This is a genomic window from Rhodococcus sp. ACPA4, assembly GCF_002300185.1.
GTDB classification, from domain to species: domain Bacteria; phylum Actinomycetota; class Actinomycetes; order Mycobacteriales; family Mycobacteriaceae; genus Rhodococcus_F; species Rhodococcus_F globerula.
Genome location: NZ_NSDY01000002.1, coordinates 1,087,194 through 1,107,628, shown reverse-complemented (window position 1 = coordinate 1,107,628; position 20,435 = coordinate 1,087,194). Strand labels below are relative to the sequence as shown.

Below are 20,435 nucleotides of genomic sequence, written 5' to 3'. Positions count from 1 at the left end.
ACAGGAGATTTCGGGATTCACACGTCGGATGTGCGCTTGACCTCTCGCCAACCTGTGCGCGGGCGCACCCAGCCACCGCAAGCCCGCACACAGGACGCTCAGACGGCAACGAACGGCCTACCTGCCCCTGCGGCGGCGCGCGTACGGCGCGGGTGGCGGCGATGTGTCACGTAGCTGATTCAACGCATCCTCAAGCGAGAGAAGACCATTCATCGGAACGGCATCGCGAACGACTACCGGCGCAGGTAATTCACTGACAGCAGGACGCGCCGACCTCGAGTCAACGTCGTCGCGGTTGTGGCCATCCAAGTCGTCACCTCCGTCATCTACCAGTTCGGCGTCGATCCAGCCGAAGGCGGATTCGTCCACAACGCTTCGCGCTGCACGGCTTTCGGCTCTGCTGCCACCGACGAACATATCCGTGAGCAATTCCTCGAAAGGCTTCGTCGGACCGACCTGAACTTCGACGGCCGTCTTCTCGGTGATGCCAATCCGCGAGAGAGCATCTCGCACAGCCGCAAGCCTGAGAGCATCGGGAACGTCAGGATCATCAATAGCTATGCGCAGCAATTCTTTTGCGAGTTTGTCGCCAGCCATCTCAAGCCGGATGCGCGCCTTCTCCTTCACTTGGGGAGCTCGGCCTCCGTGAGTCGTGCAGACCGTCGCACCGGTGACGCGCTGCTTGCGGCAAGGAACGCCGTTGGACCTGTGCGCAGTGCAAATGCTTTCTGGCCGAGGGGTTCTGCCGTCCTTCCACTCCACAATACGATTCGATGGGTTCTGAGATTCATTCTGTTCGAACATTGAGATTCCTCTCGTTGATTGGTGTTCGGATTGTCCGCGAGGTGTGTATCGACCGCCGCGGAGCACGTCTGACGTAGTGCTTGACGCACTTGTGGCGTAGTACTGTGCCGTGCATTTGTGCAGGTAAGAGGCATATTTTGGCCTTGACGTGGTGTGACGTAGTAACCACCTACCCTTGGGGCTTGTAACGTAAATACACCCCCACTGCCCCATACACGATGCCCCACACACCAGCACCCTGTTAATTTTCTATATAACCAGATACAACACTTTTACTACGTCAACTACGTCAAACTGTTTAAAAATAGCCCTTTACCTGCACAAATGCGTGACGTAGTGCTGAACAACCAGCACCGTCAAGCTACGTCACTGCTACGTCAACCCCTGTGACTGCAGTCGAGACCTGCAGACCGTCAGCGATCCACTTATGCTGCGCCACTGACGCTCTGCGATTCAACGGTCAGTTCGCGGTCTTGTACCTAATAGTCCGCGACTCAGGTTCCTTCAAAGCGAGCCCGTAGTACGTCGGCTTCCTGTCCTCCCCCTTGTCTTTCTTGTCGCGATGGGCGTCGGGATGCGATGCAAGCATGTAGGACTTCAGCTCAGCTCCGAACTTGTTGCTCGCCAACGGTCGATGACCGTTCTGCTCACACCACGTTCTGTAGGTGACATAGAGGTCTTTCGTCCAAACCCATCGCTCGGGGCCGACTTCGCAGCTCTCGCGGACGAAAGCTCCGAGGGGTGAACCGATCTCGGCGGCATCCTGTAGCACTTCGCGGCCGGACTCCGGTTGCACGAACCGCCCTCGAGCGTTCAGGCGATTCAGTCCGTCCAAAGCCCAGTTGAGAATCCCCGACGCTTCTCCCTTCAGTTCCTCGTCCAGCCCGGAATTCATGGCCTCCGTCCCGCGGAACTTGCGGTTCATCGCCAAGGTATAGAGGCGATCCAGCGGAGCACCGGAGTTGTCGGGGAAATGCGGCGCGTGGTTTGACGTGAACATCATCCGGCCGGGAAGCGTTCCACTCCAGTCAGTTCTGTTCTTTCTTCGGATGGCAATCGCATCGCCTCCGATGATCTCCTTGAACTTCTCAACTGTGTTTCTCGCGTTCGCGCCGAACGTTGCGTCAGGGAACGACAACAACAACTTGCCGATTGCACCTTCCAGACCAAAGTTGTCGTTGGTCAGTTGGCTGGTACTCATCGGTCCGACGTTCGTCTTTCCGATGAGCATCTCCAGCACACCGCGAACCTTGGACTTGCCGGATCCAGCGACGCCTTGAATGTAGAGCGCGGCTTGCAAGTCCGTACGCCCCGAAATCACATACCCGAACCACTCCTGCAGGAGCTGAATCGCTTCCGGGTCGTCTGCGAACCACTGCTTCAAGCTCCGCAGCCACAGCTCCGGGGCTGGCGCATCTCGTTCGTACGCGAACGGCAAAGACGACTCGTTGAAGAACTCCCTCGTACACGCAACGAACTCTCGATCGGTCCAGCGGAACAGGCCGTTTTTGAACGCGATCCAATGCTGCGGGTCGCCGTAGACGTGGCCACCCGCGACCGTGCCGTCGGCGCTGATCCACGCGGGCACTGGCGTGTCGCTCTTCACCAGAGAGATGTCACGGAGCGCATCCATCACCTCACCTAGACTGCGCCGGTTGGGATTCCACGGAAGCGGAGTTTGCTCCATGCCGTCGTCATTCTTCGCGGACTTGAGATACATCCCCTTCTCAAAAATCTTCCGAAGGTCTGAGCTGACATCGTTCTTACCGACGCGGCTCCAGTGTGAGCCGGTCCAGATCATCCAATCCTCTTGCCAGAAGAGCGGAGAGCCACCGCTGAACGCCTTCCGTTCGACCAGCTTCCTAGCGACCTTCGTGGGTTCGTTCGGATTAGGCCAGTGATTCACAGCCTCTGCTTCCATCTGCGCCCTGGCGTGCCTCACATCGCCGTCATCGACTGCACGGAGGAGCCGCGAGCGTCGCCTCTGCTCATCACCCCTTCCTGTCGGTTTCGTCTCGGCCGAAGAGTCGGCCGATCCAAAGCGCATATTCTGAGTGCCGTCCTGGTTCTCTATGAGGTCGTAGAACATGTCAGGCCTCCACTTCAGCCGAAGCAGTCAGCGCGATACGCTCGCGATCTCCGTCTGCCGGAGCCTGATACCGCGCCGACGAGACGGCACCCTTGACCGCCCGATTGAAGTCGTCTTCAGCAGCAACCTGCGAACGCCCCTCACCAGCCAGCTCGCCTTCGCGACGAAGCTTCATCGTCTCCTGATATGCGTCACGAATCAGGCCGAGCGCTAAACCGAGACCAGCTTCTCCTTCGGTGGCGCAATTGATGGCGTGGAATACGCGGTTCCGCATCAGGTTATGAGCCGACGTGTCGTCATCTGTACCGTGCGCGAACTTGTCCATCATGTCGCGGTAGTTGCAGTGCCACCGCAGGGCCGCGCCCATGTCGTCGTAATTGGCGTCCCAGCGGGGGACCGCCTGAATCCCTGTTCGGCATCTTCCAGATCGGTCGCAACCTTAGGAGTCGGTCGGCTCACCGGACCTCCCAGCGAACGAGCGTCTCGCCGATCCAACGTCGCGAGCAGCTTATTCCGGCTGACGGCGCGAGCCTCGGCGTTGACGGTTGCTGTCACGATGGGTCGATCGTCGTACTTGTTATTCACCGAACCGGGGCATCGCAACACACGGGCAAGCTCGTACACGTCGTCGATCCTCGCGCCAGGGTGTACTTCGTCCACGATCTGCTGCACCAGGCCACCGAAGCGTGCGAGCAGGATCTTCCAGGCCAGCCGGTCATCTTCGTCGTGGATCACGTTCGGGGAACTCACTGTATTGGCGATTCGCCAGAACGGTTGGAGTCCTCGCCCGGTCTCGATGAGCACCACAGGCTTGATACCGAGAGCGTTGGTCAGCTTCCCCACCACACGGTGGCATTCCTTTATCGACCCGAGGGCACCGCCCTTAACATCCAGGTCGGCAAACAGAGTCACCACGCGGGTGACGTCGATTTCACCACCGCGCCCGTACTCGAGACCCTCACGTCGAGGATTCACTCCAAAGTACAGATTGACGTCGTCGGGGATATCCAGCTCGGCAGCTTCGTATTCCACGAGAGGGTGCAGCTTCGAGTCGGTGCGGTGCGTCGCTGGATCTACAGCAAGCAGAGACGCAATCTCGTTGGATTGGAAGCCCAAAGCCCGCCATACGTCCGCAACGCTCGAAGCTTCTGTAACTTGTACCGGCACAACGGTACTGGTATTGTTAGCCACGGTTGACCCTTTCAAATGAAGATGGGAACCAGCCCGAAAAAGTCGCGATCTCGGAAGCCGATTTCATATTCAGCAGGCGCCCGTCGAACTCCTTGCCCAAGGTAGGACGGGCGTTTTGCTGTGCCATTACCAAGGCAATGCCTACCCTACCACCGCCATAAACACGGGTTATGTTGCTGCATAATACTTTTCAATGGAATAGCGAGGAGTTTCTCACCCATTCCAGCTCGGAATATCCGAGATTGCGTCGAGACTGCTCGCTGGTTGAATCCCACCCACCGCACGGCAATCATGAGGGCTCCCTCGCCGGGACGCACCAACTGAGGCTCCCGGGGTGCCGACGCTCGAGACTCTCACGGCAGTGAGCGCACACCCACCACACACCGACGTACTGACCGCGAGTCACCGTCAATAGTGAGCAACGTGTTCCGCCGTCTCGGTCAGGCCTGATCGGCCCTTCATGCCAAGAGCAACGGGTGCGTTTCAGTCGGCTCTTCACTTCGGGATTCATGGTTCCGGCCTTCTCCAACAGTTCACCGCTACCGAGCAGTTTCTCGACCGTCCAGGTACCACGGATTACAAAGGCAAGGCATTGATCCCACGCGGGCAAGACGATTGGCGCGAGCAGATGGTCGGGGTTGTTAGAGCTGAATTCGCCAATCGTCGGAGTACTCGAAAAGAGGCAGAAGCCAGGGTCATCCGGCTCACCGAAGAACCGAGCAGCCGCGCGATGCCGGTCTACCAACCTCAGCATCTTGCGATTCCCCAGCTCGGTCTTGCCGAACCCGCGATCGAAGCGCTCCACATCGCGAATCATCGCGCCGATACGATCAGCCTCGGCTCGTGTCCAGGCCGCCTCGTCAAACATTGCATTCATGCTGCACCGCCAGTCATCCATGCCAACGCCGAACGACGTGAGAAGAGATTCTTGTTCCCATGACGAACCCCACGAAGATCCTTGCGCAACACTGAAACTCGTACCATTCGGCGCGTAATGTGCGCATTGATCGCACTCAAGTAGGCGAACACCTGGCGTTCGTCCAGGTCGTTGACGTCCATAGGTTCGATCCCCGGCACGACGGGAGCAGGGCCAACTTCGATTTTTGTGACTGCGATCGCGGCGGGGTCTAGCGTCGCAGAAGCTTGACGAGACATTGCGGATTCCTCTCGGTTCAATCCGGGAGAACGCAAAAGAGCGAAACTCAATGCATCTCCCAGAAATTTCTGGAACTGATGCAGAGCTCCGCTCTCACATGATGACCCCAGGTCACCCACACATCTGGCCGCTAAGCCGGCGCGTTGAAAGCAACCTACCACGGGATGTAGCCACCACACAACGACGCGCAGCACTGAGCATGCTTCGCCCAAATCTGTTGCTGCACAGGGTGGTACACTTACATAAGGAGAGCAGTGCTCTCATTTTCTGCCACGCGGTTGTGTCGCGTCGTATTTCAGTTCGGTCGGAGACCGGCTTCCCAGAACCAGAGCAGGTGCTTGGTTCCATCGCCCGTCTTACAGCGATTTCTCGCTGATCATCGAATTGGAGCACCCAATGACCACTACTCGTTCAGCTGATACCCGCACTTGGAATTCCCGCCCGTTGCTCTCACACCCCGCTACCGCCGCCAGTTTGGCAACCGTCGAGGCCGTTGCTGCATTGTTTGCTTCAGGTGGCGACGGTGGTTATTCCGCGCAGGGCGACGTTCTGGTGAATCAAACTGCCGACGGCGTCGATTTAGCGAGTATCTGGAATGAAGTCGCCACGGCAATGTCGCTCTATAACCGTCAGCGGTCCGCCCTGGCTTCACTGATCAGCTACTCGACTACAAATGTCGGCGACGCGATTCCGCAGCAGGTCGCCGCTGAAAATTTCGAGGAAGCATCGGAGTACGGCGAGCCGGAAGGAATTCACAGCAATCCCGACGCCCTCCTCCTTGGCTATGACTTCAAGGATTACGACCTTGCGTCACGTATGACCTGGAAGTTCCTTCGAGCCGCATCAGCAGAACAGGTAAAAGCCAGCATCAACAGTGCGCTCGAGGCCGACAATCGCAAGGTCACCGGGACAGTGCTGCGGCGGTTGTTCAACCCGACGCAGGGCTTGAACGAGCATGGCCACCGCGTTTTCGGCCTGTGGAACGGTACCGACGGCATGACGCCGCCCCCGCATGCTGGAAGGACGTTTCTGGCGAGCAACTCGCACTATCTTGCGTCTGGGAATGCAGTGGTTGATCCGGGCGACTTGGTGGACGCGATCAATCAGGTGCGCAGCAAGGGATTCGGCACGAGCGGCAACACTCGCCTAATCGTTCTCTGCAATCCTGCAGAGGCTGAAGAGATATCGACGTTCCGTGCTGGGATCGAGACCAACGGAGTTGTCAGCAAGTTCGACTTCATTCCGTCGGCCAGCGCCCCGGCCTACTTGACGACCGAGAATATCGTCGGTCAAGTTGCTCCAGCGGAGTTCGGTGGTCTGGAAGTTTCCGGCAGCTACGGACCTGTGTGGATTATCCCCAGCTACTTTGTGCCACAGGGTTATCTGGCCGTAGTTGCGACAGGTGGGCCGAATAGCAGCCTGAATCCTGTTGCTTTCCGTCAGCATGTGAACCCCGCATATCAGGGCCTCAGGCTCTTGGCTGGCCGTGACCAGCGGTACCCGCTGCAGGACAGCTTCTTCCAGCGGAGTTTCGGCTGTGGTGTTCGATACCGCTCTGCTGCGTGCGTGGTTCAGGTAACTGCTGGTACGACCTACACCGCGCCGACTTGGGCGTGGTCGTGATGGCGCGCAACTCTGAAGCGGTTGCAGGCGAATATGGCTGGGGTCCAGGGTTGACGCCTCCGGGCCTGGAAGATGCCTCACTCAGCGAGGGCGGTCGCTATCGCGGCAAGACGCCTCCGATGGGCGATCCCGCTGGCCTACGTGCTCTGGCTGACGAACTCGCAGCGAGAGGTTGTGCCTGACATGGCCCGGAAGAGAAATCAGCGCCGAGACCGCCTTGGCCGGTTCTCTGGCGCGGGGACGAAGATCGCTTCTACGGCCAAGGGTGCTCGCACTGCGACCAAGGCTGCGACGAAGACCGGAGCCAAGAAAGTGGTGACGGGTATCGGCAACAGTTACGTGCCGGGTTCCTTCTCTAGAAACCTTGCCGTCGGCCAGACCGGCGAATTCAAGGGCGTGAAGGTCGGTGCTGAGTTCAAGACGCCGAATGGCCGGGGCGTGGTCGTTAAGGGTGCCGTGGGATATCGCGGAAAGCCCAACCGCCGTTTCGATATCACGCCCAGTTTGGACGTTCAGCAAAAGAAGCTGACCTTCGCAGCCAGGCCCAACCCCAACCGCAGAGCTGCCGCAGGCACGAAATTGAAGCGCTAATGCTTGACGTTGTGCCGGGTGCGCACACACGCACACCCGGCACGGCGAACCAGTTCGCTGGCTCGGTGGGCCTGTCTAAAAGGCGTTGCAGGCCAGTAGTTACCAACCACAGCACGCGCAACGGCACAGGCATTTCCGAGCGATACGTCCGCGACGATCACTTCCCTCCATCCCAATCGCTCGACTAAAACCGGACGCATGGTTCAATTCTGGCATTATCGCCCGGTGATTCCGCTGGGCTCTTCCTTTCAGGAGTCAGAATGAAGAGATTGTTTGCGGGTGCGTTTGCTGCCCTTGCTATATGCGGACTCGCTGGATGTGGGAGTGGAACCGCGAATGATGTCAATTCAGCCCCCACTCAGACCGTCGCCGAGGACGCCTCTCTCCGCGCGAAGGCGTGTGATGCGTATCAGGGAATGGGTGAGCGGCAATTGAGGCAGAGTGAGACGCTCAGGGAATCAATGGACAAATCTCTGTCGGCCGAGCAACGTGCGGATGCTCAGCGGCGACTCGACGCGATTCTCGCTGATAAATCGGTTTACGACGCGAATGTGAACCCTGACGAGTGCAGTGGACCTATCTGGGAGAAATACCACGCATCGGTGATACAGAACTCCGCCGACATTACCGCGACATCTGCAGCAATGGCCTCGGTCGCGGAGACGGGTGTGACCAACTGGAAGTACCTACAAAGCGAATACTCTAAGTTCCTCGGGCTGAACTGCGGCAACCTGAACGCGGCATACCAAGCTACGTGCCTCGGACTTCAGAACGCAGGGATCGACTCGTTCGCACGCGATGCCGAGGAGCTTCCTAAGAGCAAGGCCAGGTCCGATGTCCTTGGCGCTATTGAGAGATACAAAGAAAACCACGACACGTACACCGATGCTAGATGTGAGATGTCGAGAACACAGTCAGCTGGCTGCATCACGGCATCCCTCGGTATGTCGCTGACCTATGACAGCATCGTGTCGATCGTCAACCGCGAGGCCGCAGCCCAGTAAGTACGCCTTCCAACAAAAGAACCCCGCCGTACTCACGGCGGGGTTCTTTCGTATTCGAGGTCGGTGCTGCTAGCCCGGTTCTAGCCCCATCGCGAGCCGTTCCGGGGCTAATACGGGGTGCGCACGAAGCGAACACAGGACGACGGAAAACGTACTCTCACCAGCTTTTTTGCCGGAGGATCGCACTGCCCACCTGGGGAAACACAGCACCACTACACGTTGAAGCGGAACTCCACCACATCGCCGTCGGCCATGATGTAGTCCTTACCCTCCATGCGGACCTTGCCGGCAGCCTTGGCTGCGGCCATGGAACCCGCCTCGACGAGATCGTCGAAGGACACGATTTCAGCCTTGATGAAGCCGCGCTCGAAGTCGGTGTGAATGACGCCGGCAGCCTGGGGCGCGGTGTCACCCTTGTGGATGGTCCACGCGCGCGCTTCCTTCGGACCGGCCGTCAGGTAGGTCTGCAGCCCGAGGGTGTGGAAGCCGGTGCGCGCGAGCGCGTGCAGGCCGGGCTCGGTCTGACCGATCGAGTCGAGCATTTCCTGGCGGTCTTCCTCGTCCAGCTCGAGGAGTTCCTGCTCGACCTTCGCGTCGAGGAACACGGCGTCGGCCGGAGCGACGGATGCGCGCAGTTCTTCGACCTTCGCTGCGTCGGTGAGCACAGACTCGTCGGCGTTGAAAACGTAGAGGAAGGGCTTGGTGGTGAGCAGGCTCAGTTCACGCAGCAGCGAGAAGTCGAGCTTGTCCTTGACGCTGAAGAGCGTCGTGCCCTCGTTGAGGAAGGCCTGAGCCTTGAGTGCCTCGTCGTGGGCAGGCTTGAGCTCCTTGTTCTTGCGAGCTTCCTTGTCCAGACGCGGGAGAGCCTTCTCGAGTGTCTGCATGTCTGCGATCACGAGCTCGGTCTCGATGACCTCGATATCGGAGGCCGGGTCGACCTTGCCGTCGACGTGGATGACGTCGTCGTCGGCGAAGACGCGCACTACCTGGCAGATTGCGTCAGCTTCACGAATGTTGGCGAGGAACTTGTTTCCAAGGCCTGCGCCCTCGGAGGCGCCCTTCACGATTCCGGCGATGTCGACGAACGACACGGTCGCGGGAAGGATGCGCTCGGAGCCGAAGATCTCGGCGAGCTTCTGCAGCCGCGGATCGGGCAGCTCGACCAGGCCGACGTTGGGTTCGATGGTCGCGAACGGGTAGTTCGCAGCCAACACGTCGTTGTTGGTCAGTGCATTGAAAAGGGTGGACTTGCCGACGTTGGGCAGTCCGACGATTCCGAGGGTAAGGCTCACGGTCTGTGGATTCTACGGCCTCGCGGCGACGCGACGGGTACTCGCCCCACCGTCACGTCGCCGCAGGTGATCAGTTGTAGTTGTAGTTGTCGACGGACGCCACGACCGCGACCAGGAAGATGACGTAGAACGCGATCAGCAGAATCCATCCGATGACGGCAATCAAGAGCGCGATCTGGCCGAGCTTCTTCACCCGCTCTGACGCGTACTGCGCGCCCTGGTGATCGCCCATCGCCCACTTCGGGTAGATATCGTGCAGATGATTGAACGCGGCAAACGCGACGGGCCAGAAGAAGATGATCGCGGCGACGGCCCAACCTGCATTCGATTTCGGCGGACCGTATTGAGGCTGCGCGTAGGACTGCGGGGCGGCGTACTGCTGCGGCGTGCCGTACTGCTGACCTGACGGATACTGCTCGGTCGGGTACTGCTGATACTGCTGGCCGGCGTTGCCCGATTGGTCGTAACTCGGTGTCTCGCCGTAAGTCGGTTTAGGTTCCTGCGGTTCGGTCATCGTTCCCCCAAAAATTCGGTTTCGGTTCCTCTACTGAGGAACCTAACGGAAGCAGGCGTTGCCGTGTCGTAGTGAGCGCCTACGCTCGCGGTGTGACCCGGATGCTGATCGTGCTCGCCATATGGATAGTTGGTCTCGGAGCCGCGACGCTTGCGAGCGTCGTCGCCCCGGGGTGGTGGGTGATCGCTGTCGTCGCGCTCGCTGTGGCAATGGTGGGCACCTACGACCTGAGTCAACGGCGGCACAGCATTCTGCGAAACTATCCCGTCATCGGACACGCCCGCTTTCTGCTCGAAAAGATTCGACCGGAGATTCAGCAGTACTTCGTCGAATCATCCACCGATGGAACGCCATTCGATCGCGAGACGCGCGATCTGGTCTACGAACGCGCAAAGGGCACTCTGGCTGAGGAACCGTTCGGGACCGAGCGCGACGTCAATGCAATCGGCTACGAGTTCATGACACATTCGATCCGGGCCCGCAAGGCCCCCGACACTATTCCGCGAGTGCGTCTCGGCGGACGCGATTGCACCAAACCGTACGACATCGCTCTTCTGAACGTCTCCGCGATGAGCTTCGGGTCGTTGTCCGCCAACGCAATCGAGGCACTCAACGCCGGCGCCGCGAAGGGCGGATTTGCCCACGACACCGGCGAAGGAGCCATCAGTCCGCATCACCGCAAACACGGCGGCGATCTGATCTGGGAAATCGCGTCGGGATACTTCGGGTGCCGAACCGCTGACGGGCAATTTGATCCGGACCGCTTTGCCGAGCGTGCGGCTCTTGACCAGGTGAAGGCCATCTCGATCAAGCTCTCGCAAGGCGCCAAGCCCGGATTGGGTGGGGTACTTCCCGGAGTCAAGGTCACCCCCGAAATCGCCGACACCCGAGGCGTTCCCGTCGGCCAGACCGTCATATCGCCGCCTGCGCACACCACATTCAGTACCCCTGTCGAACTGGTCGACTTCGTTCACACTCTGCGGACATTGTCCGGCGGCAAGCCGGTCGGACTGAAACTCTGCGTGGGCTCGCGTCGTGAGTTCCTCGGCATCTGCAAGGCGATGATCGAGCGCGGCGTCACGCCCGACTTCATCATCGTCGACGGTTCCGAGGGCGGAACCGGAGCAGGTCCGGTCGAGTTCGAGGACCACATGGGTATGCCGCTGACCGAGGGATTGATGTTGGTCCACAATGCGTTGGTGGGGACGGGATTACGGGGTCTCGTGAAGGTCGGCGCGTCCGGCAAGGTTGCCAGCGGCTCCGACATCGTCAAACGCATCATTCAGGGAGCCGATTTCACGATGGCCGCCCGCGCCATGATGTTTGCCGTTGGCTGTATTCAGGCCCAGATGTGCCACACCAACCGCTGTCCCGTCGGCGTTGCGACTCAAGACCCGGCCCGCACCCGTGCGCTCGACATCCCCGACAAGAGCGAACGCGTGTATCGATTCCAGAAGGCAACCGTCGCAAGCGCGCAACAGATGATCGCGTCGATGGGTATCGACTCCTTCGATCAGCTGGAACCGGCGATGCTCAACCGCCGGATCGACGGCCTCACAACCCGGACGTATGCCGATCTCTTCGACTGGCTCATGCCTGGCGAACTCCTCGACTCCCCGCCACAAAGCTGGCTCACCGACTGGATCGACGCCGACGCCCATCGATTCTGAAATACCGGCCAGGTGCCGCGCGGATTCACTCTTCTAGTCCTACAGTGACAGATGGCCCGCTGTGACGGCGGCCACATCTGAACTAGTGGACGGAGTTCGACGATGAGCCTGACGACGGCGCCGGAACCGAATGTCGAGTACCTGAAAACAGACCCTGACCTGCCACCCGTCGGCGTGGTGGACCGCACCCCCATCTCGCCGACTGCGCGCTTCGTGTTCCTGGTCATCGGACTGGTAGGCGGCCTCGCCTGGTACATGATCGCGATAGTGCGAAACGAACACATCAGCGCCGTCTGGTTCGTGTTGGCCGCAATCTGCACCTACCTGATCGCCTATCGGTTCTACGCGCGGTTGATCGAACGCAAAATCGTCAAACCACGCGACGACGTCGCCACCCCTGCCGAAATCATGGAAAACGGCGCGGACTACATGCCGACGGATCGACGGGTTCTCTTCGGTCACCACTTCGCAGCCATCGCGGGCGCCGGCCCACTGGTCGGTCCGGTCCTGGCCGCGCAAATGGGTTATCTGCCAGGCACTCTGTGGATCATCATCGGAGTCGTCTTTGCCGGTGCCGTACAGGATTTCCTGGTTCTGTGGATCTCGTCCAAACGACGCGGCCGCAGCCTCGGTCAGATGGCTCGTGAAGAACTCGGCCTCGTCGGCGGCGTCGCGGCACTGATCGGCGTTTTTGTCATCATGATCATCCTCATCGCCGTTCTCGGACTTGTGGTTGTCAACGCGCTCGCCGAAAGTCCCTGGGGCGTCTTCTCTATCGCGATGACCATCCCCATCGCACTGTTCATGGGCGTCTACCTGCGTTACCTTCGCCCCGGCAAGGTCTCCGAGGTGTCGCTGATCGGCGTGGTCCTGCTGCTGCTGGCCATCGTCTCCGGCGGCTGGGTCGCCGATACCGGTTGGGGCGCAGACTGGTTCACGCTGTCCAAGGTCACCATCGCGTGGCTGATGATCGCGTACGGATTTGCCGCCTCTGTCCTGCCCGTGTGGCTTCTCCTCGCACCCCGCGACTACCTGTCGACGTTCATGAAGGTCGGCACAATTGCCTTGCTGGCCATCGGAATTCTGGTTGCGCGACCAGCACTGAACATGCCTGCCGTTACGCCGTTCGCTTCCAACGGAGAGGGACCTGCCTTCGCCGGCGCACTGTTCCCGTTCCTGTTCATCACCATCGCCTGCGGCGCACTCTCGGGGTTCCACGCACTGATCGCGTCGGGAACCACACCGAAGCTGCTGGAGAAGGAAAGCCAGACCAGGATGATCGGCTACGGCGGCATGCTGACCGAATCGTTTGTCGCCATCATGGCCCTGGTTACCGCCTGCATCCTCGATCAGCACCTGTACTTCGCGCTCAACGCTCCCGCCGCACTGACCGGCGGAACACCGGAAACCGCAGCAGAATACGTCAACAACCTGCCCCTCGGAATCGCTCCCATCTCCCCCGACGTCCTGTCTCAGGCAGCTGAGGCCGTCGGAGAGGAATCGATCATCTCGAGAACGGGCGGCGCTCCGACGCTGGCGTTCGGCATGTCCGAAGTCCTCAGCGACGTGTTCGGTGGTGACTCACTGAAATCGTTCTGGTATCACTTCGCGATCATGTTCGAGGCGCTCTTCATTCTCACGACCATCGACGCCGGCACCCGAGTTGCGCGGTTCATGCTCTCGGACTCACTGGGTAACTTCGGCGGTCCCGCAAAGAAGTTCAAGGATCCGTCGTGGCGCATCGGTGCGTGGCTCTGCTCGCTGATCGTTGTTGCGGCCTGGGGCGCAATCCTGCTGATGGGCGTCACCGATCCACTCGGCGGCATCAACACGCTCTTCCCCCTGTTCGGAATCGCCAATCAGCTACTCGCAGCCATCGCACTGACAGTGGTCATGACGATCGTGATGAAAAAGGGACTGTTCAAGTGGGCCTGGATCCCCGGAGTTCCGTTGGTGTGGGACTTGATCGTCACCATGACGGCGTCGTGGCAGAAGATCTTCTCCGACAATCCGGCAATCGGATACTGGGCTCAGCACAACGTGTTCAAGGATGCGAAGGCCGCAGGTGAGACGTCGCACGGCTCCGCGAAGACTCCCGAAGCAATCGACGCCGTCATTCGCAACACGTTCATTCAGGGCACGTTGTCGATCATCTTCGCGTCACTCGTCATCGTCGTGGTGATTGCCGGAATCATCGTGTGCATCAAGGCAATCAGGGCCGGTGGACTACCCACAACCGAATCCCCCGAGGAACCGTCGAAGATCTTCGGTCCCGCGAGCTTCATCCCGACACCGGCAGAAAAGGAAGTTCAGAAGGAATGGGACGAGCTCATCAAGGCGGGTAAGGTTCGCGCACCCGGCGCCGCACATGCGGGTGGGCACTGATCATGACTGCACACGTCGCAACAACCCTGCGCGGCATCCTGTGGTGGATCCGTTCGGTGATGGGCGATCTGGACTACGCCCGGTACGTCGAACACACCCGGCGGAACCACACCGATGCGCCGCTTCTGAGCGAGCGTGAGTTCTGGCGTCGACGTCACGCAGCAGCGGACAGCAATCCTGGTGCCCGCTGCTGCTGACTGACGATCAGGGGCAGGCTGCCTTGGCCAGAGAGTAAATGTGGTCGGCCTGCTCCTGAGTCGGAACAGTTCCGTTGTTTTCCGCCAGAGTGATGATCTCTGCCTTCACTTCTGCCTCGTCGGTGCCCTTCGCGACTTCGTCACACGTTGTCGTCAGGATCTTCTCGATGTCCGCGTCATCACGATCAGCCGCCAACGGCGCGTACGCACCGCGGAACGTTGCCACGAACAGGGCAGATTTTCCCTGATCGATGGCATTGCCCGCTGACTCTTTTGCAGTCTCGAAAGCCTGCTGCCCACTGGTGATCGCGCTGTTGACCTTGTCCTGTGCATCGTTCGTCTGTTCCTCGCTGCACGCGGTGAGACCCAGAACGACGATTGTTGCTGCCACAACTGCTGCTGCAATTCTCATAACGGAAATGGTAGCCGCGCACCGACGCCGCCAGATACCGATCAACCGTTAGCGTCGCGCGTACTGCACCAAACCGGACAGCGTTACGATCAGGCAAGCGAAACCACGTCAATTACATCGGCGGGGAGAACCCCACGCCGACCGAAAGGACGATCAGTGAGCGAGCAAGGCAACGAGGTAGCTGGGCCGGCTCCCGCGCGTACACGCGACCGCGGCGAGATCATCGGACAGGGCGGCCTGTGGCTCGCCAAATGGTCATTGGTCTTGGCATCCATTTCGATCGGCGCATTGATTTTCGGCTGGCTCGTCGAAAAGCTGTGGGTAATCGTGCTGCCCGTGGCTCTGGCGATTGTCCTTGCGACTGTCATGTGGCCGCCAACTCGCGAAATGGTCAAACGCGGATTACCGCCGGCAGCGGCCGCCGGCATCACCCTGCTGCTGTCGATCGGAGTGCTCGCAGGTGTGATCGCCGGGATCATCCCGTCGGTAGTCGGGCAGGCCCCTGAACTCGCGAACAAGACAACCGAGGGCATCAACCAAGTTCAGGACTGGCTCCAAGGACCGCCGCTGAACTTGCAAGACGATCAGATCGACAACGCCATCCATTCAGTTGTCGCCAAGGTCCAGGAAAGTGGAACCGCTATCGCCTCAGGCGTTTTCAGTGGCGTGAGTACCGCTGGTTCCCTTCTCGTCACCCTGGGCCTCGTTCTGGTCCTGTCGTTCTTCTTCATCAAGGACGGCCCGCGGTTCATCCCGTGGCTCCATGCGGTGGGCGGCGGAAAGGCCGGACGGCACCTCGAAGAAGTTCTGACGCGCATGTGGGACACCCTTGGTGGATTCATCCGCACCCAGGCTCTGGTGAGTCTGATCGACGCAGTGTTCATCGGCGCCGGACTGTTGATCCTCGGCGTCCCTCTGGCACCCGTGCTCGCGATTCTCACCTTCATCGGCGGCTTCATTCCGATTGTGGGCGCATTTGTTGCCGGCGCCCTTGCGGTGTTGGTTGCGTTGGTAGCCAACGGCCTGACCACGGCGATCATCGTGTTGATCATCATCCTGCTGGTGCAGCAAATCGAAGGAAACGTCCTTCAGCCTGTCCTGCAAAGCAAGTCGATGAAGCTCCATGCCGTTATCGTGCTTCTCGCCGTCGCGGCGGGTAGCTCCCTCTACGGAATCATCGGCGCATTCCTCGCAGTCCCCGTGGCCGCTGTCGCCGCCGTCGTCATCCGCTACATCGGCGAGCAGATCGACGAACGCGCAACCGACAACGAACCTATGCCGAAGGGCGACGCGGCCGATCTGGTCGAACAGTCCGAGAACGGCGCAAACACCGCCGGAGACCAGAAGGCCTGATCAGCCGGCAATCAGTTCTACCGAGGAGCCTGCACGTCCCCGAATGACGTGCAGGCGACTCGGGATTCGCTGTCGCATTTCGTCGACGTGGCTGACTATCCCGACAACACGTCCACCGTCGCGAAGTTCGTCCAGTACACCCATCACCGAGTCGAGTGTGTCTGCATCGAGCGTTCCGAATCCCTCGTCGATGAACATGGTGTCCAGCACAACGCCACCGGATTCAGCCGCAACAACATCGGCAAGCCCCAATGCCAAAGACAGCGACGCCAAGAAGGACTCACCGCCCGACAGCGTTTTTGCCGACCGCACGACGCCCGTGAAATCGTCACGGATATCAAGCCCGAGCCCACCGCGGCGACCACGGGATCCGGCTTCGTCACTGTGAACGAATTCGTATCGTCCACCGGACATTCGACGCAACCGAACCGACGCGGACAGTGCAACTTCCTCGAGCCGCGACGCCAACACATACGACCGCAATGACATCTTGCGGTTGTTCTGCCCCTTGCCCGCGATCACGTCTGCCAGCGCTGCCAACTCGTCGTGGCGCGCACGCTGCGGCGCGATTGCCTCGTAGGCTTTCTCGAGCTGGCCGTTGAGCCGCTCGAGGTCCGAAACCCGATTCTCGGCCAAGGACGCCGCTGCCACAGCCTCGTTGACCGCCGCCGCACATTCACGCGAAACCAGCGCCGGTCCATCCACGTCCACAGTCGCAACATCAGCCGTTGCAGCAACATCTGGGTCGTCGAGAACTGACCTCGCGGCTACTCTGCGATCACGTGCCCGGGCAACCTCAGCCTCTAGAGCCGCGATGCGTGCCGGCGTCCGAACAGCTGCCAGCGCGGCCGGAGCCGACTCGAAACCAGCGGAGAGTGCTGCATCAACCAGTTTGGCCGACAACTCGGCAGCTCGAGCCTGTGCTCGGGCCGCGTCGTCGCGGGCTTCCGAAGCCGTCACAGCTGCGTTTGCCCAGGTCTCGAACCGGGCCCGCCTGGCGGAGATGCTCGAATCCTCGCCCGCTGCAGAGACAATCGCGGCGCGAATCTCCTGCGCTCGCAGCGTCAGAGCAGAGATACGCTCGATGACTGTGGCCGCTTCCGTGGCCAACGCTGAGGACTCCTGCTCGAGTGTGTTGTCGCGGCCGCTGAGTTCCGCTGCCTTTGCAGCCAAATCGGCTGCCCGACGCGCCATGGATGTTGCACTCTCGAGCGCCGCTTGTGCCCGCTCTCGCACTGCCTCGAGTTCCGTGACATCACCATCGCCGCCGCGGGCGATCAAACGCTCGATCTCCAACGCCAGAGCGCTCTCCTGCTCGAGAACGACCGTCAAAGCACCTTCTGCGGCGCGTTCGAGAACTGCGGCTTTCTCCACGTCCACCTCGGTCACGGTGTCGGTTCCGGGCTGCGCAAGTGCGGGATGCTCCGGAGAACCACACACCTGGCACGCGTCACCCGGTTTCAGTGAACCGGCCAGTTCCGCCGCCATTCCCTCGATACGCGTTTGCACGCGATCAAGCCAGCGACCGCGCGCCGCTTGATGTGCGTCCCGCGCATCAAGCACTGTGGCGCGCATTGCCTCGGCCCTTGCCCGCACACCAACGATGTCGCGCGCAGCCGAAGCACTGTCCGCCGCCGCTGCGTAGGCAGCTCGAAGGCCCGGCAACGACGCTTCGCAGCGCTGCGCATCGGCGAGTTCCGATGCGGCAGAGCTCAATTGTTCCGGCAGCTGCGCGCGCTGGCGGGCGATATCCTCGGTGCGGGCGATCATCTTGGCGTGCCGCGCCGACAGTGTGCCGATCTCCGACTCCGCCGCATCCGCGATCCGCGCCTGCTCGGCCACCGAATCCAGTCGCACGATCTCGTCTCGCCAGTCTCGGACCTGGGCCAAGACCTCGCCGCGTTCACCGTCTCGCGCCGGCCACCCTCCCCCACCGAAGATGTCGGGACCGCCGTGCTCGGAGTAGAGCGTCACCGCCTTCTCAGCCTGTGCGAGTGCCGACGCCATTGCCCGTTGCGCCGAATCCGAATCCTGAGAGATTACCGAAACCGGTTGCGCCCGTGTGGCTGTAGCCAACTCGTCTGCAATGACCGCCAGGTCTGCCGACCCCTCGTCCAGTGCAATGATCTCTGCGCGCGCACGGTCTCGACGGCGCACCAAATCCGCAGTACGCTCGGCAATCCCGAGAATTCGGTTTGCCTCCGCTGCAGCAGCTTTGGACTTCTCGAGTACTCCGTTTGCCAGATCGCGGCCGTCTTGCGCCTCCGCGAGCAACTTGCGCGACCATTCGAGCGGATGCGCTTCCGCTCCCACTTCCAAACCCGCCGCAGTCTCGACGCGCGCAAGTAAGACCTGCACGGCCTGCTCTTTGTCGGCGAGAGCGCTGGCACTGGCTTTCTTCTTCTCGTCGAACCACGCCTCGACCGACACAAATTTCTTGGTGTCGAACAGTCGCTCGAGCAGCTTGCCGCGCTCCTCGTTCTCGGCGCGAAGGAATTTGGCGAACTCCCCTTGTGGGAGCAGAACAACCTGGAAGAACTGATCGGCGCTCATTCCCATCAGTCGGTTGATCTCGTCGCCGATATCCGGAATTCGCGAGAGGTTCTCGCCGCGGCCGTCGAGCCACGTCAGAGTTGCCTTGGCATTCTCGACGATCGAACCGGATCCACGTTTTTTCGGACGCGAAAACTCTGGACTACGAACAAGTTTGAGGCGTCGACCGCTGATGGTCACTTCGAGCGTCACTTGCGGTACGGACCCGACCGGAGCATGATCGGACAGCAACCGCTTGCCCTCGTTTCGAGCACCGGGCACGCGGCCGTACAACGCAAAGGCCACGGCGTCGAGGACAGTGGTTTTGCCCGCGCCGGTATCACCGTGCAACAGGAAAAGTCCGTCGGCCCCCAGCCTGTCGAAATCGACCGTGACGGTGTCAGCGAACGGGCCGAAGGCCCTGACCTGGAGCGTATGAAGTCTCACGCGCTCACGCCCAGTTCAGCTGTGGCTTCGTCGGCTCGATCAGCCGAACCGAGTGCATCTTCCATCAGAGAGATTTCGCCCTTGGTAGGCTCGCTGCGGACCGCGGAAACAAACCCCCGGGCGATTTCGATATCGTCTCGACCACGCACTGCGTCGCGGTATTTGAGTTCCGAATTACCTTCTGGCCGCTGCCATTCGAGATGGACGGCAAACGGGAACCTCGTGTGTAACGCGCGCATCGCATCGATCGGGCGAACCGGATCGGTAAGCAGCGCCGAGACGTAACAATCCTCGGCATCGTCGTAATCCGACGAGCTCAGCAACACCTCGAGGGTGCCCGTCAACTGTCGCAATCCCCGAACAATCGGAAGATCGAGACGCGACGTCGAGACGAGGCCGCTGCCGTCGAGTTCAACCAACAACGCCGCTTTCCTATGGCTGCGCTCACCGAACGAGTACGGCAACGGCGAACCTGAATACCAGACCCGCTCCGACAACATCTGCGGCGAATGGAGATGCCCCAGCGCGACGTAATCGACACCGTCGAACTCCGCTGCCGACACCGTCTCGACGCCACCCACAGAAATGGAACGCTCCTCACCCGTCGCCTCGCCGCCGACTACAAAGGCATGTGCCAAAAGCACCGACCGGGTTTTCGGGTCACTCTCTTGCCGACCCGTCAGGTCTGCCCGCACCCGGGCCATAGCCGCCCCGAGAACGTCCGAGTGGCTACGCGCACGGGGCACATCCAACTCGACTCTCGTAATCTCCGGTTCGAGATACGGAATTCCGTAGAACACCACGGGACCGAACTCGTCCTCGGCCACAACCGGTGAATCGACCTGACCAACTCGAGTGATCAGATGCAGCCCGCCGGCCGCGGCAAACGACGCACCGGCACCCAAGCGCACGGCCGAATCATGATTGCCGGACGTGGCGACGATGATCGCCCCGGCATCACGTATGGCCTCGAACCCTCGATTGCACACCGTGACCGCGTCGGAACTGGGAATGGAGCGATCGTAGATATCCCCCGGAACAACCACGACGTCCACGCCGTGTTCACGGACCAGAGCCGCAATGGTGTTCAACACACTCGCCTGATCGGCCAACAAGTCCACACCATGGAAAGTGCGACCTATGTGCCAATCGGACGTGTGCAGGATCTTCATTCC

At 60.5% G+C, this 20,435-nt stretch carries 18 protein-coding genes; 7 read left to right on the top strand and 11 right to left on the bottom strand.

Features of this window, described 5'->3' with window-relative positions; translation table 11 throughout:
- Positions 1 to 117 precede the first annotated feature (117 nt).
- From CJ178_RS28490 to CJ178_RS28465, 6 genes are all read right to left on the bottom strand, one after another.
- Positions 118 to 597 carry a hypothetical protein gene (locus CJ178_RS28490; protein WP_143547550.1) on the bottom strand — a complete coding sequence of 160 codons (480 nt, stop codon included), beginning with the start codon at positions 595 to 597 and terminating at the stop codon, positions 118 to 120.
- A gap of 667 nt (positions 598 to 1,264) precedes the next feature.
- Entirely contained in the window at positions 1,265 to 2,893 is a 1,629-nt protein-coding gene (locus tag CJ178_RS28485; RefSeq protein ID WP_095888515.1) for a DNA primase family protein, read from the bottom strand.
- A 1-nt stretch (position 2,894) separates the two neighbouring features.
- A complete protein-coding gene (locus CJ178_RS28480; RefSeq protein WP_179300858.1) occupies positions 2,895 to 3,218 on the bottom strand; it encodes a hypothetical protein in 324 nt (107 codons plus the stop codon).
- Entirely contained in the window at positions 3,218 to 4,084 is an 867-nt protein-coding gene (locus CJ178_RS28475; RefSeq protein ID WP_143547548.1) for a hypothetical protein, read from the bottom strand. The genes CJ178_RS28480 and CJ178_RS28475 overlap by 1 nt, the downstream gene beginning before the upstream one ends.
- Positions 4,085 to 4,373: 289 nt before the next feature.
- Entirely contained in the window at positions 4,374 to 4,961 is a 588-nt protein-coding gene (locus CJ178_RS28470) for a hypothetical protein (RefSeq protein WP_095888512.1), read from the bottom strand.
- Entirely contained in the window at positions 4,958 to 5,143 is a 186-nt protein-coding gene (locus CJ178_RS28465) for a hypothetical protein (protein ID WP_095888511.1), read from the bottom strand. The genes CJ178_RS28470 and CJ178_RS28465 overlap by 4 nt, the downstream gene beginning before the upstream one ends.
- A 493-nt stretch (positions 5,144 to 5,636) precedes the next feature.
- Between CJ178_RS28465 and CJ178_RS28460 the strand changes: the two genes are divergently transcribed.
- The 3 genes from CJ178_RS28460 to CJ178_RS28450 all read left to right on the top strand — a co-directional run bounded on the left by CJ178_RS28460 (position 5,637) and on the right by CJ178_RS28450 (position 8,458).
- Positions 5,637 to 6,863, top strand: a complete 1,227-nt coding sequence (locus CJ178_RS28460) for a hypothetical protein (protein WP_179300857.1) — start codon at positions 5,637 to 5,639, stop codon at positions 6,861 to 6,863.
- A 183-nt stretch (positions 6,864 to 7,046) separates the two neighbouring features.
- Positions 7,047 to 7,454 (top strand): hypothetical protein, encoded by a 408-nt coding sequence (locus CJ178_RS28455; RefSeq protein WP_257013491.1) that lies wholly within the window; start codon positions 7,047 to 7,049, stop codon positions 7,452 to 7,454.
- Positions 7,455 to 7,714: 260 nt separating this feature from the next.
- Positions 7,715 to 8,458, top strand: coding sequence for a hypothetical protein (locus tag CJ178_RS28450; protein ID WP_095888509.1), 744 nt, complete (start codon positions 7,715 to 7,717; stop codon positions 8,456 to 8,458).
- A 212-nt stretch (positions 8,459 to 8,670) separates the two neighbouring features.
- Here CJ178_RS28450 and ychF read toward each other — a convergent pair whose 3' ends face one another.
- Positions 8,671 to 9,750, bottom strand: coding sequence for a redox-regulated ATPase YchF (gene ychF / locus CJ178_RS28445; RefSeq protein ID WP_033234488.1), 1,080 nt, complete (start codon positions 9,748 to 9,750; stop codon positions 8,671 to 8,673).
- A 70-nt stretch (positions 9,751 to 9,820) separates the two neighbouring features.
- The gene (locus CJ178_RS28440; RefSeq protein WP_033234489.1) at positions 9,821 to 10,264 is read right to left on the bottom strand and encodes a CD225/dispanin family protein; all 444 of its coding nucleotides are present in this window, start codon (positions 10,262 to 10,264) and stop codon (positions 9,821 to 9,823) included.
- 92 nt (positions 10,265 to 10,356) lie between these two features.
- Here CJ178_RS28440 and CJ178_RS28435 point away from each other — a divergent pair, with 92 nt between their 5' ends.
- From CJ178_RS28435 to CJ178_RS28425, 3 genes are all read left to right on the top strand, one after another.
- Positions 10,357 to 11,934, top strand: a complete 1,578-nt coding sequence (locus CJ178_RS28435; protein WP_095888721.1) for an FMN-binding glutamate synthase family protein — start codon at positions 10,357 to 10,359, stop codon at positions 11,932 to 11,934.
- A gap of 102 nt (positions 11,935 to 12,036) precedes the next feature.
- Complete coding sequence (locus CJ178_RS28430; RefSeq protein WP_033234490.1) at positions 12,037 to 14,319, top strand: carbon starvation CstA family protein; 2,283 nt, start codon at positions 12,037 to 12,039, stop codon at positions 14,317 to 14,319.
- A gap of 2 nt (positions 14,320 to 14,321) precedes the next feature.
- Positions 14,322 to 14,516 carry a YbdD/YjiX family protein gene (locus CJ178_RS28425; RefSeq protein ID WP_033234491.1) on the top strand — a complete coding sequence of 65 codons (195 nt, stop codon included), beginning with the start codon at positions 14,322 to 14,324 and terminating at the stop codon, positions 14,514 to 14,516.
- Positions 14,517 to 14,523: 7 nt separating this feature from the next.
- Here the strand turns inward: CJ178_RS28425 and CJ178_RS28420 are convergent, their stop codons facing one another.
- Complete coding sequence (locus CJ178_RS28420) at positions 14,524 to 14,928, bottom strand: hypothetical protein (protein ID WP_033234492.1); 405 nt, start codon at positions 14,926 to 14,928, stop codon at positions 14,524 to 14,526.
- Between the two features lie 156 nt (positions 14,929 to 15,084).
- On the opposite strand from CJ178_RS28420, the gene CJ178_RS28415 reads away from it, so the two are divergent.
- On the top strand, positions 15,085 to 16,281 hold the full coding sequence (locus CJ178_RS28415; RefSeq protein WP_045069406.1) for an AI-2E family transporter: 1,197 nt from the start codon (positions 15,085 to 15,087) through the stop codon (positions 16,279 to 16,281).
- On the opposite strand, the gene CJ178_RS28410 is transcribed toward CJ178_RS28415, so the two are convergent.
- Together CJ178_RS28410 and CJ178_RS28405 are read right to left on the bottom strand one after the other, a co-directional pair.
- The gene (locus CJ178_RS28410) at positions 16,282 to 19,260 is read right to left on the bottom strand and encodes an AAA family ATPase (protein ID WP_095888508.1); all 2,979 of its coding nucleotides are present in this window, start codon (positions 19,258 to 19,260) and stop codon (positions 16,282 to 16,284) included. It abuts the gene before it with no gap.
- Positions 19,257 to 20,432 (bottom strand): exonuclease SbcCD subunit D, encoded by a 1,176-nt coding sequence (locus CJ178_RS28405; RefSeq protein ID WP_095888507.1) that lies wholly within the window; start codon positions 20,430 to 20,432, stop codon positions 19,257 to 19,259. The genes CJ178_RS28410 and CJ178_RS28405 overlap by 4 nt, the downstream gene beginning before the upstream one ends.
- Positions 20,433 to 20,435: the final 3 nt, after the last annotated feature.

What these genes read in the sequence shown, in the direction of transcription:
- CJ178_RS28490 (WP_143547550.1), bottom strand. Translation starts at nt 597, where the DNA reads ATGGCTGGCGACAAACTCGCAAAAGAATTGCTGCGCATAGCTATTGAT.
- CJ178_RS28485 (WP_095888515.1), bottom strand. Translation starts at nt 2,893, where the DNA reads ATGTTCTACGACCTCATAGAGAACCAGGACGGCACTCAGAATATGCGC.
- CJ178_RS28480 (WP_179300858.1), bottom strand. Translation starts at nt 3,218, where the DNA reads ATGGACAAGTTCGCGCACGGTACAGATGACGACACGTCGGCTCATAAC.
- CJ178_RS28470 (WP_095888512.1), bottom strand. Translation starts at nt 4,961, where the DNA reads ATGAATGCAATGTTTGACGAGGCGGCCTGGACACGAGCCGAGGCTGAT.
- CJ178_RS28465 (WP_095888511.1), bottom strand. Translation starts at nt 5,143, where the DNA reads ATGGACGTCAACGACCTGGACGAACGCCAGGTGTTCGCCTACTTGAGT.
- CJ178_RS28460 (WP_179300857.1), top strand. Translation starts at nt 5,637, where the DNA reads ATGACCACTACTCGTTCAGCTGATACCCGCACTTGGAATTCCCGCCCG.
- CJ178_RS28455 (WP_257013491.1), top strand. Translation starts at nt 7,047, where the DNA reads ATGGCCCGGAAGAGAAATCAGCGCCGAGACCGCCTTGGCCGGTTCTCT.
- CJ178_RS28450 (WP_095888509.1), top strand. Translation starts at nt 7,715, where the DNA reads ATGAAGAGATTGTTTGCGGGTGCGTTTGCTGCCCTTGCTATATGCGGA.
- CJ178_RS28440 (WP_033234489.1), bottom strand. Translation starts at nt 10,264, where the DNA reads ATGACCGAACCGCAGGAACCTAAACCGACTTACGGCGAGACACCGAGT.
- CJ178_RS28430 (WP_033234490.1), top strand. Translation starts at nt 12,037, where the DNA reads ATGAGCCTGACGACGGCGCCGGAACCGAATGTCGAGTACCTGAAAACA.
- CJ178_RS28425 (WP_033234491.1), top strand. Translation starts at nt 14,322, where the DNA reads ATGACTGCACACGTCGCAACAACCCTGCGCGGCATCCTGTGGTGGATC.
- CJ178_RS28420 (WP_033234492.1), bottom strand. Translation starts at nt 14,928, where the DNA reads ATGAGAATTGCAGCAGCAGTTGTGGCAGCAACAATCGTCGTTCTGGGT.
- CJ178_RS28405 (WP_095888507.1), bottom strand. Translation starts at nt 20,432, where the DNA reads ATGAAGATCCTGCACACGTCCGATTGGCACATAGGTCGCACTTTCCAT.